The organism is Rhizobium binxianense, from assembly GCF_028994275.1.
GTDB lineage: Bacteria > Pseudomonadota > Alphaproteobacteria > Rhizobiales > Rhizobiaceae > Rhizobium > Rhizobium binxianense.
In genome coordinates, this window is the sequence record NZ_CP118713.1 from 1233278 (window position 1) to 1250086 (window position 16809).

Below are 16809 nucleotides of genomic sequence, written 5' to 3' on the forward strand. Positions count from 1 at the left end.
ATGGCCGGCTATTCGGGTTCCCTTTACCGCCGCCGCCAGATCGGCAGTGCGATTGCGCTGACGCTTTGCGGCCTCGCAACGGTGCTCGGCCTGGTCTTTCTGGTCTGGATCCTGTGGACGACGCTGATCCACGGCCTGTCGGCGCTGAGCCCCAGTCTTATCACCGAAATGACGCCGCCGCCCGGCGAAGACGGCGGCGGTCTCGCCAATGCTTTCATGGGCAGCCTGCTGATGGTCGTGCTGGCCATCGTCATCGGCACGCCGATCGGCGTGCTGGCCGGCACCTATCTGTCGGAGTTCAGCCGCGGCAAAAAGCTTGGCGAGGCGATCCGCTTCGTCAACGATATCCTGCTCTCGGCGCCGTCGATCATCATCGGCCTGTTCGTCTACGAACTGGTCGTGCGCCCGACGTCACGCTTCTCCGGCTTTGCCGGCGGCATCGCGCTTGCCTTCATCTTCCTGCCGGTCGTAGTGCGCACGACCGACGAGATGCTGCGGCTGGTTCCCGATGTGATGCGCGAGGCAGCCTTGTCGCTCGGCATCCCGCGCTGGAAGGTCACGGTCAACGTGCTTTATCGCGCCGCGTCCACCGGCATTCTGACCGGTATCCTTCTGGCGATCGCCCGCATTTCGGGCGAAACCGCGCCGCTGCTCTTCACGGCTCTGAACAACCAGTATTGGAGCCTGGATATGTCGCAGCCGATGGCGAACATTCCGGTCGTCATCTTCCAGTTCGCTATGAGCCCCTATGAGCAATGGCAGAATCTCGCCTGGGCCGGTGCCTTCGTGATGACCGCCGTCGTTTTGATCCTGAGCGTCGTATCGCGCTCCGTCCTGAACCGAAAAGGTGGGAAATGATGCTTCAGTCCGCAGACACTTTCGATGCTGCCAGCAAGGCGGAAAAACACCTGGCCAGAGACAAGATCGCGCTTGAGAAAGTCAATTTCTATTACGGCGACACCCACGCGATCAAGGATGTCAGCCTGAACTTCCCCGAGCGTCAGGTCTCGGCCCTCATCGGTCCCTCCGGCTGCGGCAAGTCCACGCTGCTGCGCATCCTGAACCGCATCTACACGCTGTATCCGAAGATGCGCGCTACTGGCTCGATCAAGCTCGACGGCAAGAACATCCTCGACCCCAGCTTCTCGATGAACGAGCTGCGCGCCCGCGTCGGCATGGTGTTCCAGAAACCCGTACCTTTCCCGATGTCGATCTATGACAACATCGCCTACGGCATTCGCCACCATGAGCGCCTCAGCAAGGCCGAGATGGACGTCCGCGTCGAGCAGGCGCTGCGTCAGGCCGCCCTCTGGGATGAGGTCAAGGACAAGCTGAAGGGCAGCGGCCTCGGTCTTTCCGGTGGTCAGCAGCAGCGTCTCTGCATCGCCCGCGGTGTGGCGTTACGCCCCGAGGTCCTGCTTCTCGACGAGCCGACTTCGGCCCTCGATCCGATCTCGACCGCCAAGGTCGAAGAGCTGGTCGCGCAGCTGAAGGGCGAGTTCACCATCGTCATCGTCACCCACAACATGCAACAGGCAAGCCGCATCTCCGACAACACCGCCTTCATGTATCTCGGCGAGTTGGTGGAATACGGCCCGACCGCTGAGATCTTCCAGTCGCCGAAAGTCAAACGCACGGAAGACTACATCACGGGGCGCTACGGCTGATCCGTGAGGGCTGGATCACCATCGCAGATCCAGTCGGTCCAGCCCGTGGAAATGGTAGACGTCCTTGACCACGGGCGTCCTTGCCAGCTTGAGGCCGGGAAGCCGCTGGAAAAGGATCGGCAGCACGATGTTGAGCTCCAGCCGTGCCAGCGGTGCGCCGATGCAGAAATGGATGCCGGCGCCGAAGGAGAGGTTGGCCGCCTCGTTGCGATCGGGCCGGAAGGTGAGGGGATCGGTGAATTTCGCCGGGTCGAGATTGGCGGCGGCGAGAATGAGGCTGACCTTGTCGCCGCGCTGGAAAGCGACGCCATCGATTTCGGCGGGCTCCAGCGCCCAGCGCTGGAAGATGTGAACCGGCGCGCAGATGCGCAGGGTTTCCTCGACGGTGCGCTCCGTTGTTGCTTCGTCGCGGAAGAGTTCCGCCGGATCTGAGCCGCTGTCGAGGATGGTGCGCACCGAATTGCCGATCTGGTGCACGGTCGCCTCATGTCCGGCGTTGAGCAGCACGATCGTCGTCGAGATCAGCTCTTCCTCGCCCAGATACTGGCCCTTGTGCTCGGTATGGATCATGTGGGTGAGCAGATCGTCGCGTGGGATCGCGCGGCGTTCTGCAATGACAGTTCTGACATAGTCGGAAAATTCCTTCGCCGCCCGTTCGGCCTCATCCTCCTGCTCGCGCGTTCGGCCGAACATATACATGCGGACATAGGCGTGCGACCAGGCGAGCAGCTGCGGTCCCATCTCCTCGGGGATGCCGATCATGCGGGCGATCATCGTCACCGGGATGATATCGGCAAAGGCCGAAAGCAGCTCGACCTCACCCTTTTCAGCGAAGCCGTCGATCAGCCGGTTGGCGAGTTCGGCAAGCTCCGGCTTCATCTTCTCGACATGGCGGGAGACGAAGGCGCGGTTGACGAGCGTGCGCAGCCGCGTGTGTTCCGGCGGTTCGAGTTCGAGCAGGGAATAACGTTCCGAGAGATCGAAACTGGCAAGATGCGGCATCGGCTCGGCAAGGCCGAGCTCCTCGCGGCTGGCGATATGCAGGATCTGCCGGCCGAAGCGGCGGTCGCGCAGCAGGCCGTTCACATGGTCGTAGCCGGTGAAGAACCATTGCTTCTGCTCGCTCCAGTAAAAGGTCGGACAATGGGCGTGAAGCGCTGCATAGACGGCATTCGGATTGCCGTAGAAGCCCGGATCGCGGGCGTCCAGCGAGACGTGGCGGCGGGCCGGGTCGATCGAAAGAAAGGGCGGTGTCATCATGCCCCGAGGCTTAGCGGATTTGCCGGGCCTCGAAAAGCGGGTGAGTGAGGGGCATCCTGAATGCGCGGCCGACAGGCCGCGCGTCAGCTGAGATGCGACATCACTTGAGGATTCGCTCGCAACCCCGAGGATCGATTCCGATATTTGGGGTCAGGCGCCAGAGCAATTCCAGCAAAAGTGCGTCGCGGTTTTGCCAGGCAAAGCGTGAAACGCTTTTTGCCGGGAATTACGGGAAAACAAAGAGATAGAGCATTTCCCTGATTCGGAGAAAAACGGAAATGCTTTATCCGGCCCGCGACAGCGTGCCCATGCGCCGCAGGGCTTCGACCTGGTCGTCGACCGTCGGCACAAGTTCGCCGGCGGTGCTGTTCGGCGTGGCCGCTACAGGTGCGGCCGCCTCCGCTTCGCCGAAGATGACCGTGCAGTTGCGGCCGGCGGCCTTTGCCGCATAGAGCGCCCGGTCGGCGGCCGAGATCAATTTGTCGATATTGGCTTCGATCGAGGAGGCGAGCGCGATGCCGATGCTGACGGTGGCGGGGACGATTGCTTCGCCGGTGCTGACGGGGAGACGACAAAACTCGGTGCGGATCGCTTCGGCGATCGCCTCGGCTTCCGTCTGGTCGGCGACGGCGGCGAAGGCTGCGAATTCCTCGCCGCCCATACGGCCGAAGATGTTGTTCGGAATATACTGGCGGGCCATCCGCGCGAATGCGGTCAGCACGGCATCGCCGGACTGGTGTCCGAAACGGTCGTTGACGCGCTTGAAATGGTCGAGATCGAAGAGCATCACCGCGACCTGGCGCTGGTCGTTATGGGCCTTTTCCTGGATGGAGCCGAAATAGCCGAGCAGGCCGCGGCGGTTGAGCACGCCCGTCAGCGAATCGGTCAGGGTGAGGGCGCGCAGGTGCCGTTCGGAGCGTTCCATGATCAGCCGGCAGGTGAACGCGAAGGCGATGGTCAGCAGGAAGGCGCTTGCCATGGCGGAGGCGCCGCCGAGATTGGTTGCTTCAATATCGCTCGGCAGCGTCAGCGCCATCGTCAGCGCCGAGCCGAAACACAGGCAGCCCTGGATGACGAACACGCCCATCAGCTTGACCCGGGTACGCTCGCGGCGCATGTCGCCGGCGGCAACCGCGAGCGCCAGCGCCGTCGCACCCGTCGCCGAGGCGAGGTTGTAGAGCACCACCCGGTTTGAATAGTCGTTGTTGACCCAGGGCAGGAAGACCCCGGCGAGCCAGATCGCCGGCGGCAGCAACGCCCACCATTCGATCCGCTTGCGGTCGAGCGCCAGAAAACCCGCAACCCAGGCGCTCTGGCCGAGCAGGGCGATGGCATTGCCGATCTCTATAGACAGCACGCTGGGCACCTGGCCGCGCAGCGCGATCATCGCAAAGCCGATGCCGGTCAGAAGGAAGCCCAGGCCCCAATAGAGATAGGCTTCGTTCCGGACATTGTGGCGCCAGGCGACGAACAGCACCAAAGCGAGCGTCATGGCCTCCGAACACCAGATGGCGAGACCTGTAGCGATATTGAACACGGCAGCAACCCCTTGCCCGTCGGCCTTGTCTTTCGGCCACTTGTCTGTCGGCCTGTCTGTTGGGGCGCATCCTTGCCGAGGAAGTTCGCCACTTCCTTAATGTTGCGGCACTGCGGCATGGTTTTCGGCCGATATCTGCCGGTAGGCTTTCCGTTGGGTAAACGTGTGTGAGCATCGTCGAATGGAGTAAGGCTTCCTTCATCCTGTCACGGAGAAAAATCGGGGGAGACGGCGCCGAGGGCTCGCCGTCGGCAGGCATTTGGGGGAAAGAGGCTCCGAACGGCCGCCTTGCCCCGCCTTCTTAACGTTATCCTCATGCGTGTCTTGAAGAGGAGGGCCGGGACACTCTATGTAGGGATAAGACATTTTCTTTGATTCCCGGCGCCGGCCGGCGAGACGTTGACAAAGGACGCACATGAGAAACCCAGTCGATACCGCAATGGCCCTCGTGCCGATGGTCGTGGAACAGACCAACCGCGGTGAACGCTCCTACGACATCTATTCCCGCCTGTTGAAGGAACGCATCATCTTCCTGACGGGTGCCGTCGAAGACCATATGGCGACGCTCGTCTGCGCTCAGCTTCTCTTCCTCGAGGCTGAAAACCCGAAGAAGGAAATCGCTCTCTACATCAATTCGCCGGGTGGCGTCGTTACCGCCGGCATGGCGATCTACGACACGATGCAGTTCATCAAGCCCGCGGTTTCGACGCTCTGCATCGGTCAGGCCGCCTCCATGGGCTCGCTGCTGCTGGCTGCCGGCCACAAGGACATGCGTTTCGCCACGCCGAATTCCCGCATCATGGTGCATCAGCCCTCGGGCGGCTTCCAGGGCCAGGCTTCCGACATCGAGCGCCACGCCCGCGACATCCTCAAGATGAAGCGCCGCCTCAACGAGGTCTATGTCAAGCACACCGGCCGCACCTATGAGGAAGTTGAAAAGACCCTCGATCGTGACCATTTCATGGATGCGGACGAGGCCCAGGGCTGGGGCGTGATCGACAAGGTTCTGACGTCGCGCCTCGAAATGGAAGGCGAGCAGGCCTAGTAATTAATAGGGATGGTATTTTCGTCGCCACAGTTCTATCTCATTTGTGATCGAACAAGGCTTTCAACAGGCGACGAAGACGCTAACAGTAACTATTAATGCTATGTTGAATTTTTATGACATAGCATTCGGCATTCGAAGGGGAATTCGTTGCCGCCGGAACCCGGACATGATTGGTTGGGGACCGGTTCGTACCCCCTGAAGCCCTTCTCGGCAAAGGCTCCGGAAACGGAGTGCCGCCAGGAGCTGATAGAGTGGACCGCGATTTCGCCTTGAAATGCGGCGTGCTGGAAGGAAAGTGATATGAGCAAGGTCAGCGGCAGCAACGGCGGCGACTCCAAGAACACGCTTTATTGTTCGTTCTGCGGAAAGAGCCAGCACGAGGTCCGGAAACTGATTGCCGGACCGACGGTCTTCATCTGCGATGAATGCGTCGAATTGTGCATGGACATCATCCGCGAGGAGAACAAGTCCTCGATGGTCAAGTCCCGCGATGGCGTTCCGACGCCCCAGGACATCATCAAGGTTCTCGACGAATACGTCATCGGCCAGCGGCAGGCGAAGAAGATCCTGTCGGTCGCCGTTCACAACCACTACAAGCGCCTGGCGCACGCCTCCAAGAACGGCGAAGTCGAACTGGCGAAGTCGAACATCATGCTCGTCGGCCCGACCGGCTGCGGCAAGACCTATCTTGCCCAGACGCTCGCCCGCATCATCGACGTTCCCTTCACCATGGCCGATGCGACGACGCTGACCGAGGCCGGTTATGTCGGCGAGGATGTCGAAAACATCATCCTGAAGCTGCTGCAGTCGGCCGACTACAATGTCGAACGTGCCCAGCGCGGCATCGTCTACATCGACGAAGTCGACAAGATTTCGCGCAAGTCCGACAACCCGTCGATCACCCGCGACGTCTCGGGCGAGGGCGTGCAGCAGGCGCTCTTGAAGATCATGGAAGGCACGGTTGCATCCGTTCCGCCGCAGGGCGGCCGCAAGCACCCGCAACAGGAATTCCTGCAGGTCGACACGACGAACATCCTGTTCATCTGCGGCGGCGCCTTCGCCGGCCTCGACAAGATCATCTCCGCCCGCGGCGAGAAGACCTCGATCGGCTTCGGCGCGACGGTCAAGGCCCAGGACGACCGCCGCGTCGGCGAAGTCCTCCGCGAACTGGAGCCGGAAGACCTGGTCAAGTTCGGCCTCATCCCCGAGTTCATCGGCCGTCTGCCGGTTCTGGCGACGCTTGAGGATCTCGATGAGGATGCGCTGATCCAGATCCTGTCCGAGCCGAAGAACGCGCTGATCAAGCAGTATCAGCGCCTGTTCGAGATGGAAGACGTCGAGCTGACCTTCCACGAGGATGCCCTGCGCGAAATCGCCCGCAAGGCGATCGTCCGCAAGACCGGCGCCCGCGGCCTTCGCTCGATCATGGAGAAGATCCTGCTCGACACGATGTTCGAACTGCCGACGCTGGAAGGGGTGCGCGAGGTCGTCATCTCGGAGGAAGTGGTGCGCGGTTCTGCCCGTCCGCTTTACATCTATGCCGATCGCCAGGAAGAAAAGGCCAACGCTTCGGCGTGACCTTGCGGCTTTCCTATGATTATTTTGGGGGCTTGCCATCGGCAGGCCCCTTTCTATTTGAAAAATCATGCAAGGCGCTGTTAGTATTTTGCCGGTGGGGACCGGAATTGCCTTTGCCGATGTTGCGCAACGGAGAGTGCTTGGCAATGATGCGGTGATTCCGTAAGCCTATTGCTGGCGTTTGTATTTTAGCCGGGTCGGAAGTGGTAAGCGCCGGTCCAGCCACGCGCTTCATAGTGTTGGCGTTCCGTTGTAATGAAGCTGTCACATCCGGGGAACGCGGGCGTTAGCGTGGCTTGAAAAGCGTAGTCAGGACCTCCACTTGTAGACCCAAGTGAGAGTGCCGGCCGGTCCCAAGCGGCCGTGCAGAGAGCCCGGCAACGGGACGATGGAAAGGACTTAAAAATGACGAAGAAAACGTCTGTAGCGAGCAGTACTGCCTACCCTGTTCTGCCCCTGCGCGACATCGTGGTTTTCCCGCATATGATCGTGCCGCTGTTCGTCGGACGGGAAAAGTCGATCCGTGCGCTCGAAGAGGTCATGGGTTCCGACAAGCAGATCATGCTGGTCACGCAGATCAACGCCAGTGACGACGATCCGGATCCGTCCGCGATCCACAATGTCGGCACTGTGGCGAACGTGTTGCAGCTTCTGAAGCTGCCCGACGGCACCGTGAAGGTTCTGGTCGAAGGCCGTGCCCGCGCCGAGATCGACACCTATACCAGCCGCGAAGATTTCTACGAAGCCCTCGGCCATGTGCTCGAAGAGCCGCACGACGATCCGGTCGAGCTGGAAGCCTTGTCGCGTTCGGTCGTCTCCGAATTCGAGAGCTACGTGAAGCTCAACAAGAAGATTTCGCCCGAAGTGGTCGGCGCAGCCAGCCAGATCGACGACTATTCCAAGCTCGCCGATACGGTCGCCTCGCATCTGTCGATCAAGATCACCGAGAAGCAGGAGATGCTGGAAACCACCAGCGTCAAGGCCCGCCTCGAAAAGGCGCTCGGCTTCATGGAAGGCGAGATTTCGGTGCTGCAGGTCGAAAAGCGCATCCGCTCGCGCGTCAAGCGCCAGATGGAGAAGACCCAGCGCGAATATTATCTGAATGAGCAGATGAAGGCGATCCAGAAGGAACTTGGCGACGGCGAGGAAGGCCGCGACGAGATGAGCGAACTGGAAGAGCGCATCGCCAAGACCAAGCTGTCCAAGGAGGCCCGTGAAAAGGCCGATGCGGAGCTGAAGAAGCTGCGCCAGATGAGCCCGATGTCGGCGGAAGCCACCGTTGTGCGCAACTATCTGGACTGGCTGCTCGGCATTCCCTGGGGCAAGAAGTCGAAGGTCAAGGCCGATCTCAACAATGCCGAGAAGATCCTCGAAGCCGATCACTTCGGTCTCGACAAAGTCAAGGAACGCATCGTCGAATATCTGGCCGTGCAGGCCCGCGCCACCAAGATCAAGGGCCCGATTCTCTGCCTCGTCGGCCCTCCGGGCGTCGGCAAGACCTCGCTCGCCCAGTCGATCGCCAAGGCGACCGGCCGTGAATATGTCCGCATGGCGCTCGGCGGCGTTCGTGACGAAGCCGAAATCCGCGGTCACCGCCGCACCTATATCGGCTCGATGCCCGGCAAGGTCATCCAGTCGATGAAGAAGGCGAAGAAGTCCAACCCGCTGTTCCTGCTCGACGAGATCGACAAGCTCGGCCAGGACTATCGCGGCGATCCGTCGTCGGCCCTGCTCGAAGTGCTCGATCCGGCCCAGAACTCGACCTTCATGGATCATTATCTGGAAGTCGAATACGACCTGTCGGACGTGATGTTCATCACCACGGCGAATACGCTGAACATCCCGGCGCCGCTGATGGACCGCATGGAGATCATCCGTATCGCCGGCTACACCGAGGATGAAAAGCGCGAGATCGCCAAGCGGCACCTGCTGCCGAAGGCCATCAAGGAACATGCGTTGCAGCCGGAAGAATTCTCGGTCAGCGACGACGCCCTGATGGCGATCAGCCAGCAGTACACCCGTGAAGCCGGTGTCCGCAGCTTCGAACGCGAGTTGATGAAGCTCGCCCGCAAGGCGGTCACCGAGATCATCAAGGGCAAGACGAAGTCCATTCATGTGACGGCTGCCAACATCTCCGACTATCTGGGCGTCCCGCGCTTCCGCCATGGCGAAGCCGAGGGCGAGGATCAGGTCGGCGTCGTGACCGGTCTTGCCTGGACGGAGGTCGGCGGCGAGTTGCTGACGATCGAAGGCGTGATGATGCCGGGCAAGGGTCGCATGACGGTCACCGGCAATCTGAAGGAAGTCATGAAGGAATCGATTTCGGCGGCGGCCTCCTATGTCCGCTCGCGCGCTGTCGATTTCGGCATCGAGCCGCCGCGCTTCGACAAGAGCGACATCCACGTGCACGTGCCGGAAGGCGCGACCCCGAAGGATGGCCCCTCGGCCGGCGTCGCCATGGCGACCGCGATCGTTTCGATCATGACCGGTATCCCGGTGAACAGGCACGTGGCCATGACCGGTGAAATCACCCTTCGTGGCCGTGTGCTGCCGATCGGCGGTCTCAAGGAAAAGCTGCTTGCAGCGCTTCGCGGCGGCATCAAGAAGGTGCTGATTCCGGAGGAAAACGCCAAGGACCTGGCGGAGATTCCGGACAACGTGAAGAACAACATGGAGATCATCCCGGTATCCCGCATGGGCGAGGTGATCAAGCATGCGCTGATCCGGCGGCCGGAGCCGATCGAATGGGACGGCACGGTGGAAACGCCCGTCATCACATCGGTCGAAGGCCTCGATGAGACAGGCGCAACCATAGCGCATTGAATGGCCTCGGCCACATTTATGCCCCATTGGAGCAAAACACGGAAAAAGGCTGGCGAAAACGCCAGCCTTTTTTGTGAAAACGTCATGGAGACGCTTGCTTTTCCTTGATTTGCAGGGCTTTTGGGTTTCCGGCGGGCCTGATGAAACCTATTCGGCGCCTAGCTTACTTTTGAGTCGTTTCATACCATTTAGAAAGGGGTGGAAACATGAACAAGAATGAACTCGTGTCCGCAGTCGCCGAAAAGGCAGGACTGACGAAGTCTGACGCGGCTTCCGCTGTTGACGCGGTTTTTGACGTTGTCCAGGCTGAACTCAAGAACAAGGGCGACATCCGCCTCGCGGGTTTCGGCAGCTTCACCGTTTCTCATCGCGCCGCAACGAAGGGCCGCAACCCGTCGACGGGCGCTGAAGTCGACATTCCGGCTCGCAACGTGCCGAAGTTCACGCCCGGCAAGGGCCTGAAGGACGCCGTCAACGGCTGATCTGGGATTATCCGCCAGCCGGAAACGAGACCGGTTGTGCAGGATTTGAGAGGGGTTCGGCTTGGCCGAACCCCTTTTGCTTGTGGCGGGCCATTTGCTTTGCCGGACCTTTTTGCTTTGGCCGGCCTTGCCGCCGCGCCGGCTTTGATCTACGAGATTCCCGTTCTCAGGGCGGGGTGAAACTCCCCACCGGCGGTAAGGGTCTCGGCCCAAGCCCGCGAGCGCCTTTTCTCGTGTCGAAGCGGGGGAGGGGTCAAGCAGATCCGGTGCGATTCCGGAGCCGACGGTTAAAGTCCGGATGGAAGAGAATGAGTCGGTCGTGCGAAGGGCGAGGATTCGTCATGTCGTCCGTGTCGGTAGCTCATGCGTCCTGATTTATGTTGGTCCCTAAGTCGTGGATGAAAGACATGAATCAGACTTCCCTTGCTGCCGAGCCGTCCCGCGCCGTTGTTGGCGCCCTCTGGATGGTCCTTGCCGGCATTGCTTTTTCGCTTCTCAACGTCGTCACCCAATGGCTGACGATGAAGCTTGCCTTCCCCTCGGCCTCGGCCGCCTTCTGGCAATATGGCTTCGCCTTCCTGTTTTCGCTGCCGTTCCTTCGCCGGCTCGGCCTTGCGGCGATGCGCACGCACTATCCCTGGCGCCACCTCGCGCGCGTCGTGCTTGCCGCGCTCGGCGTCGAGGCGTGGGTTGCCGGTCTTGCCGCGGTGCCGATCTGGCAGGCGATCGCACTGGTGATGACCTCGCCTTTCTTCATCATTCTGGGCGCCCGGCTTTTCCTGGGTGAGCGCGTCGGTCCGGCCCGCTGGGCGGCGACCGCAGCCGGTTTCAGCGGCGCGATGATCATCCTGCAGCCATGGTCAGACAGTTTTGGCTGGGCCGCACTCCTGCCGGTGCTCTCGGCGCTGCTGTGGGGCGCCTCGTCGCTGATCACCAAGAGCCTGACGGGCATCGAACGACCGGAGACGATCACCGTCTGGCTGCTCGTTCTGCTGACGCCGATAAACGGCGGCCTGGCGCTTGCTGCAGGCTTTGCCGTGCCGACGGGCGCAGCCCTTGCCTTGTTCCTGCTGGCGGGACTGCTGACCGCGGCGGCGCAGTATTTTCTGACGCTTGCCTATGCCGCAGCGGATGCCGCCTACGTCCAGCCTTTCGACGATCTGAAACTGCCGCTGAACGTGCTGGCCGGCTGGCTGTTCTTCGGTTATGCGCCGGCGGGTTACCTCTGGCTGGGAGCGGCGCTCATCCTGTCCGCTTCGCTTTTCATCATGCGAAACGAGATGCGCAGGGAGCGCAAACCCGCCTGATCTGATCCGGCGCAAAATGTCGCATCTGTCATGCCTCTGTCACGCCGCTCCCGCAGAAAACTCATGTTTCGAATGTTCGACACATGGGGGATTTCATGACAATTTCATCGCGCAAGGCAGCGCTTGCTGCCGTGCTTTTCGCATCCGTTGCCTTTCCGGCTGCGGCCGAACCGGTCTTCAACCGAATCGCCTCTTTCCCGGTGGCCCAGAACCTGCCTGGTGACAAGGATAAGCTTTCGGCCACGTCGGCCGAAATCATTACCGCGACCGACGACGGCAACACGCTGATCTATAGCGACAGCCCGCTCGGCGCGATCGGCTTCATCGACATTACCGATGCCAAGGCTCCGAAGGCCGGTGGCGCGCTGATGATGGACGGCGAGCCGACATCGGTCACCTCGAGCGCCGGCAAGGCGCTGGTCGCCGTCAACACTTCCGAAAGCAAGGCGAAGCCCTCTGGCCGCCTTGCGATCGTCGACGTGGCGACGAAGAAGATCGAAAACAGCTGCGATCTCGGCGGCCAGCCGGATTCGATCGCCCTCAACAAGGACAAGACGCTCGGTGCCATCGCGATCGAAAACGAGCGCGACGAAGAGGTGAATGACGGCAAGATCCCGCAAATGCCGGCCGGCGACCTTGTCGTCTTCCAGGTCAAGAACGGCACTGTCGAATGCGGCACGATCAAACACGTGGCGTTGACCGGCCTTGCCGGCGTCGCGCCCGAAGATCCGGAGCCGGAATTCGTCGCCTTCAACGGCCTGAGCGAGATCGCCCTGACGCTGCAGGAAAACAACGAGATCATCATCATCGACGCCAACACGGCTCAAGTGAAGACGCACTTCTCCGCCGGCAGCGTCGATCTTACCGGCATCGACACCAAGCGTGACGGCGCCCTGAAATTCTCAGGCGAATCCAAGGCTGTTGCGCGCGAGCCCGACGCCGTGAAGTGGCTGGACGATAACCGGTTCGTCATTGCCAATGAAGGCGACTACCAGGGCGGCTCGCGCAGCTTCACCATCTTCGACAAGACGGGCAAGGTTCTCTACGAATCGGGCGCTTCCTTCGAACGCGCCGTCGCTCATCTCGGCCACTATCCGGAAAGCCGCTCGGGATCGAAGGGCGTCGAGCCGGAAGGTCTCGAAGCCGCCACGTTCGGTGATATCAAGTATTTCTTCCTGCTCGCCGAGCGCGCTTCGGTCGTCGGCGTCTACAGGGATACTGGCGCCGATCCCGAACTCGTGCAATTGCTGCCGTCGGGGATTTCGCCGGAAGGCGGGATCGCCATCCCTGCACGCAATCTCTTCGCGACAGCCAACGAACTCGACCTCGGCAAGGACGGCGGCGCCCGCTCGCATGTGATGATTTATGAGCGCTCGGAAGGCGAAAAGGCCTATCCGCAGATTGTTTCGGCCGAGAGGGACGGCAATCCGATCGGCTTTGCAGCGCTTTCGGGTCTCGCCGCGGTTCCGGGCAAGCCAGGCATGCTCTACGCCGTCAGCGACAGCGTTCTCGGCTCGCAGCCGACGATCTACACGATCGATGCCAGCAAGAAGCCAGCCGTCATTACCGACGCCCTCGTCGTCAAGCGTGACGGCGCCCCGGCCCAGAAGCTCGACATCGAAGGCATTGCGGCTGCCGCCGACGGCTCCTTCTGGCTCGCCTCGGAAGGCTACAGCGAGCGTCTCGTCCCGCACGCCCTCTACAACGTCAACGCCAAGGGTGACATCAAGGCCGAGATCGCCCTGCCGAAGGAGCTCGCCGCCAACGAAATCCGCTATGGCTTCGAAGGGGTCACCATTGTCGGCACCGGCGACGATGCGACGCTCTGGATGGCGGTCCAGCGCGAGTGGGCTGACGACGAGAAGGGCTTCGTCAAGCTCGTCTCCTACAATCCGAAAAAGAAGGAATGGGGCGCTGTCCGCTATCCGCTCGACAAGACGGAAAGCGGCTGGGTCGGCCTATCGGAAATCTCGGCTCATGGCGACAGCGTCTACATCATCGAGCGCGACAACCTCGTCGGCGATGCAGCCAAGCTGAAGAAGCTCTACAAGGTGGCGATCTCGGAGCTGAAGCCCGCCAAGCTCGGGACCGAGCTGCCGGTCGTCAAGAAGATCGAAGCCCACGACTTTCTCGGCGAACTCAAGGCTGCCACCAACGGCTATGTGCTCGACAAACTCGAAGGCTTCACCTTCGACGCCTCGGGCAAGCCTTATGCCATCACCGACAATGACGGCGTCAGCGACTCCTCCGGCGAGACCCTGTTCTTCCCGGTCGATCTGGTCGGCACAAACTGAGCCTTGACGGATCGGTGACATAAAAATGGCCGGGGCGAAAACCCGGCCATTTGCATTTTGGAGTATTGGACGCCTACCAGCGCTGATGCACATGCGGCGCGATCAGCCGCTCGTAAATCTCGCGCGTTGCCGCCATGACATCGGTCGAAAGCGGCGCAAGGTCGGCGGCAGCCGCGTTGGCTCTCGCCTGCTCGCCATTGCGGGCGCCGGGGATGACGACGGTGACGGCTTCAGCCATCAGGATCCAGCGGAGCGCGAAGGCGGCCATCGTGGCGCCCGCAGGCACCAGCTTGCGCACCTCTTCCACCGCCTGCAGTCCGACCTCGAAAGGCACGCCGGCAAAGGTCTCGCCGACATCGAAGGCTTCGCCGTTGCGGTTGAAATTGCGGTGATCGTCGCTGGCAAAGTGCGTGTCCCGGGTGATCTTGCCGGAGAGAAGGCCGCTTGCGAGCGGCACGCGGGCGATGGTCGCCACGTTCTTGCGGCGCGCTTCCTGGAAGAACAGGTGATCGGGGCGCTGACGGAAGATATTGTAGATGATCTGAATGCTGACGACGCCGGGATATTCGATAGCCTTCAGCCCGTCCTCGACCTTTTCAACGCTGACGCCGTAACCCTTGATCTTGCCGGCCTTCTGCAACGCGTCGAGACCTTCGAAGACCTCGGGCTGGTAAAGCACCTCGCGCGGCGGGCAATGCAACTGCACGAGGTCGAGGCTGTCGACGGCAAGATTCGTCAGGCTGCGGTCGATGAAGCCTTCGAGATTGGCCTTGCTGTAGCCTTCGGCGACATGCGGATTGAGGCGGCGGCCCGCCTTGGTGGCGACCATCGGGCGGGCGCCGCCACGGGTCTTCAGCACGTCGGCGATGATTTTTTCCGAACGGCCGTCACCATAAACGTCAGCCGTATCGATGAAGGTCATGCCGGCATCGAGCGCGGCATTCAGCGCCGCGCGCCCCTCAGCCTCGCTGATATCGCCCCAGGAGCCGCCGATCTGCCAGGCGCCGAAGCCGACATTGGTGACGGTGAAGGGCATGCGGCCAAAAGCATGGTGTCTCATGAAAAATCCTCCGTAGGTGATGAAAGACACTGGCCTATCAGGCAGGGGACTTTGCGGCAATTGTCGATCCGGCTTTGATTGGTTGCCCCGATGAAATATCGTCAGGTTACAAGGCTTCAACAGCAATGAATGGAAAAGGAAAGACTATGGAGATCAAACCCGCCGGCTCCAGCCCCTCGACGAAGCCACCGGCCGACTATTTCACCGGCGCCGTCCGCCAGGATCCGCTGATGGAAGCGCCGGCGCCGGCCCGGGTGAGGGCAACCTCCGTCACCTTCGAACCCGGCGCCCGCACGGCCTGGCATACGCATCCGCTCGGCCAGACGCTGATCGTCACATCAGGCAAGGGCCTCGCCCAGAGCTGGGGCGAGGAAATCCGCGAGATCCGCGCCGGCGACGCCGTCTGGTTCTCACCGGGTGAAAAACATTGGCACGGGGCTGCCCCGGATACGGCGATGGTGCATATCGCCATTCACGAGGCGTTGGATGGCAAGCACGTCGACTGGATGGAAAAGGTCAGCGACGCGCAATATTCCGGCAAGGCCTAAGTCAATCAGAGCCGCTTCAGGCAATAGGAAAAATGCGCGTGCGATTCGACCGTCAGGAACTCGAATTGCCAACCGTAATCCTTGCAGAATTTGGTGACCGCCTCGACGACGCCATAGACGATCGGCTTCACCGTATTGCCGGTGCAGAAATCATGCCCGGCAATACGCCCCGTCCGCTTCACCTTCTTGTCGCAGAGCAGCAGCTCCTGCCAGGTGAGCTCGAAGGAATGGTCGGTATCGATATAGGTCCAGTCGAGGAAATCGTCCTCGAATTCGGCAAGCTTCTCCAGCGACGTGCCCTGCATCAGATGCAGCCGGCCGGCCGCGATCTCGGCCGCGAAATTCGTATGGATCGCATCAAGCCCTGAGCTGTAGCGATCCATCGACCAGGGATCGATGAGGTAGAGCTGCGCCGGGCGATTCTTTTCCAGGATCTCCGCCGTATATTCGCCGAAGGCGGCGCCCACCTCGACACCGATGCCGCCGTTCGGGATGCGGTAGAGCAGCTCGCCGCGGTCCGGCAGCAGCCGGGCATTTTCCATATGATGGGCGCTGAGCGGAGTGCGCGGCATGCTCGCCCGCAGCGCCTGCCTGTCTTCACGTGTCTTCATCTCTGAACTCGGGATTGCGGGCGCCTGACGGCCCTGATGCGGTTTGACGGGAAGGTAGGAGCGACTGATGTCGATGACAACCACATGACAGGAATTTGCTTCTTTCGGACAAACCGCTAAGTTGCAGCTGTGGACTGACGGAAAAGCCTCGGGAGGAGCGATTTCATGAGACGCATGTGGCCTGAAGAATTCAACGCCATTATCAGCGGAGCCGAGGAGGTGACGTTGGAAGTACCCGCCGAGGCCGGCGAAGCGCCGCTGCAGCGCAAGGCGCTGAAGGCGCGAATCACCATGCAGGATTACGAGCGGATCTGGCCGCTCGCCGAGATGCGTTTCCGGCTTGGCGACAGAGATGGCAAGGCCATCACCCTGATCACCACCAACCCCCATTACCACGCCTGGCACCCGAAGGACGGCGGCAGCGTCGATTCCGTGTCGGACAGTGGCCGCCATTACAAGACGGATTACCTCATCGTGCACTTCCTGCTCGACGACGTGAAGGAAACATCCCCGGCCTGAGGTGCGGAGGCCGGTGCGGCCGGAAGCCGCACCGGCATTTTGTTGACGCCGAGTTGATCCCGACACTGGTGACAA

14 protein-coding genes and 1 riboswitch are annotated in these 16809 nt (G+C 61.3%); of the genes, 10 read left to right on the forward strand and 4 right to left on the reverse strand.

The genetic code is table 11. From position 1 onward, the window contains the following. Both pstA and pstB read left to right on the forward strand, forming a co-directional pair. Positions 1-858 (forward strand): phosphate ABC transporter permease PstA, encoded by an 858-nt coding sequence (gene pstA, locus PO860_RS06125; protein WP_273884025.1) that lies wholly within the window; start codon positions 1-3, stop codon positions 856-858. Continuing rightward, on the forward strand, positions 858-1667 hold the full coding sequence (pstB, locus tag PO860_RS06130; protein ID WP_273880664.1) for a phosphate ABC transporter ATP-binding protein PstB: 810 nt from the start codon (positions 858-860) through the stop codon (positions 1665-1667). Before pstA ends, pstB begins: the two co-directional genes overlap by 1 nt. Before the next feature lie 15 nt (positions 1668-1682). Here the strand turns inward: pstB and PO860_RS06135 are convergent, their stop codons facing one another. After that, positions 1683-2927, reverse strand: a complete 1245-nt coding sequence (locus PO860_RS06135; protein ID WP_273884024.1) for a cytochrome P450 — start codon at positions 2925-2927, stop codon at positions 1683-1685. Positions 2928-3210: 283 nt separating this feature from the next. Then, the gene (locus PO860_RS06140) at positions 3211-4464 is read right to left on the reverse strand and encodes a GGDEF domain-containing protein (protein ID WP_183606516.1); all 1254 of its coding nucleotides are present in this window, start codon (positions 4462-4464) and stop codon (positions 3211-3213) included. A gap of 415 nt (positions 4465-4879) precedes the next feature. On the opposite strand from PO860_RS06140, the gene clpP reads away from it, so the two are divergent. From clpP to PO860_RS06170, 6 genes are all read left to right on the forward strand, one after another. Then, positions 4880-5509: an ATP-dependent Clp endopeptidase proteolytic subunit ClpP gene (clpP, locus tag PO860_RS06145; protein ID WP_003573944.1), complete on the forward strand. Its 630-nt coding sequence runs from the start codon at positions 4880-4882 to the stop codon at positions 5507-5509. 303 nt (positions 5510-5812) lie between these two features. Next, the gene (gene clpX / locus PO860_RS06150; RefSeq protein ID WP_003573940.1) at positions 5813-7090 is read left to right on the forward strand and encodes an ATP-dependent Clp protease ATP-binding subunit ClpX; all 1278 of its coding nucleotides are present in this window, start codon (positions 5813-5815) and stop codon (positions 7088-7090) included. A 405-nt stretch (positions 7091-7495) separates the two neighbouring features. Further along, positions 7496-9913 carry an endopeptidase La gene (gene lon / locus PO860_RS06155; protein ID WP_275038225.1) on the forward strand — a complete coding sequence of 806 codons (2418 nt, stop codon included), beginning with the start codon at positions 7496-7498 and terminating at the stop codon, positions 9911-9913. Between the two features lie 206 nt (positions 9914-10119). Then, a complete protein-coding gene (gene hupB / locus PO860_RS06160) occupies positions 10120-10395 on the forward strand; it encodes a DNA-binding protein HupB (RefSeq protein WP_003558438.1) in 276 nt (91 codons plus the stop codon). A gap of 158 nt (positions 10396-10553) precedes the next feature. Then, positions 10554-10709, forward strand: a riboswitch (FMN riboswitch). A gap of 84 nt (positions 10710-10793) precedes the next feature. Then, positions 10794-11702 carry a riboflavin transporter RibN gene (gene ribN, locus PO860_RS06165; RefSeq protein ID WP_430523299.1) on the forward strand — a complete coding sequence of 303 codons (909 nt, stop codon included), beginning with the start codon at positions 10794-10796 and terminating at the stop codon, positions 11700-11702. Between the two features lie 83 nt (positions 11703-11785). Beyond that, a complete protein-coding gene (locus tag PO860_RS06170) occupies positions 11786-13996 on the forward strand; it encodes an esterase-like activity of phytase family protein (RefSeq protein ID WP_275035125.1) in 2211 nt (736 codons plus the stop codon). Between the two features lie 73 nt (positions 13997-14069). On the opposite strand, the gene PO860_RS06175 is transcribed toward PO860_RS06170, so the two are convergent. Next, positions 14070-15056 (reverse strand): aldo/keto reductase, encoded by a 987-nt coding sequence (locus tag PO860_RS06175; RefSeq protein WP_273880672.1) that lies wholly within the window; start codon positions 15054-15056, stop codon positions 14070-14072. 125 nt (positions 15057-15181) lie between these two features. On the opposite strand from PO860_RS06175, the gene PO860_RS06180 reads away from it, so the two are divergent. Beyond that, entirely contained in the window at positions 15182-15604 is a 423-nt protein-coding gene (locus tag PO860_RS06180) for a (R)-mandelonitrile lyase (RefSeq protein ID WP_183606521.1), read from the forward strand. Between the two features lie 5 nt (positions 15605-15609). Here PO860_RS06180 and PO860_RS06185 read toward each other — a convergent pair whose 3' ends face one another. Further along, positions 15610-16215 carry a class I SAM-dependent methyltransferase gene (locus PO860_RS06185; RefSeq protein WP_272783419.1) on the reverse strand — a complete coding sequence of 202 codons (606 nt, stop codon included), beginning with the start codon at positions 16213-16215 and terminating at the stop codon, positions 15610-15612. A gap of 165 nt (positions 16216-16380) precedes the next feature. Between PO860_RS06185 and PO860_RS06190 the strand changes: the two genes are divergently transcribed. Then, positions 16381-16734 (forward strand): hypothetical protein, encoded by a 354-nt coding sequence (locus tag PO860_RS06190; RefSeq protein WP_273884020.1) that lies wholly within the window; start codon positions 16381-16383, stop codon positions 16732-16734. The last annotated feature ends 75 nt before the right edge of the window (positions 16735-16809 follow it).

Excerpts from the sequence above, each read along its gene's own strand:
- pstA (WP_273884025.1), top strand. The coding sequence starts at position 1 with ATGGCCGGCTATTCGGGTTCCCTTTACCGCCGCCGCCAGATCGGCAGT.
- pstB (WP_273880664.1), top strand. The coding sequence starts at position 858 with ATGCTTCAGTCCGCAGACACTTTCGATGCTGCCAGCAAGGCGGAAAAA.
- PO860_RS06135 (WP_273884024.1), bottom strand. The coding sequence starts at position 2,927 with ATGATGACACCGCCCTTTCTTTCGATCGACCCGGCCCGCCGCCACGTC.
- clpP (WP_003573944.1), top strand. The coding sequence starts at position 4,880 with ATGAGAAACCCAGTCGATACCGCAATGGCCCTCGTGCCGATGGTCGTG.
- clpX (WP_003573940.1), top strand. The coding sequence starts at position 5,813 with ATGAGCAAGGTCAGCGGCAGCAACGGCGGCGACTCCAAGAACACGCTT.
- lon (WP_275038225.1), top strand. The coding sequence starts at position 7,496 with ATGACGAAGAAAACGTCTGTAGCGAGCAGTACTGCCTACCCTGTTCTG.
- hupB (WP_003558438.1), top strand. The coding sequence starts at position 10,120 with ATGAACAAGAATGAACTCGTGTCCGCAGTCGCCGAAAAGGCAGGACTG.
- ribN (WP_430523299.1), top strand. The coding sequence starts at position 10,794 with ATGAAAGACATGAATCAGACTTCCCTTGCTGCCGAGCCGTCCCGCGCC.
- PO860_RS06170 (WP_275035125.1), top strand. The coding sequence starts at position 11,786 with ATGGGGGATTTCATGACAATTTCATCGCGCAAGGCAGCGCTTGCTGCC.
- PO860_RS06175 (WP_273880672.1), bottom strand. The coding sequence starts at position 15,056 with ATGAGACACCATGCTTTTGGCCGCATGCCCTTCACCGTCACCAATGTC.
- PO860_RS06180 (WP_183606521.1), top strand. The coding sequence starts at position 15,182 with ATGAATGGAAAAGGAAAGACTATGGAGATCAAACCCGCCGGCTCCAGC.
- PO860_RS06185 (WP_272783419.1), bottom strand. The coding sequence starts at position 16,215 with ATGAAGACACGTGAAGACAGGCAGGCGCTGCGGGCGAGCATGCCGCGC.
- PO860_RS06190 (WP_273884020.1), top strand. The coding sequence starts at position 16,381 with ATGAGACGCATGTGGCCTGAAGAATTCAACGCCATTATCAGCGGAGCC.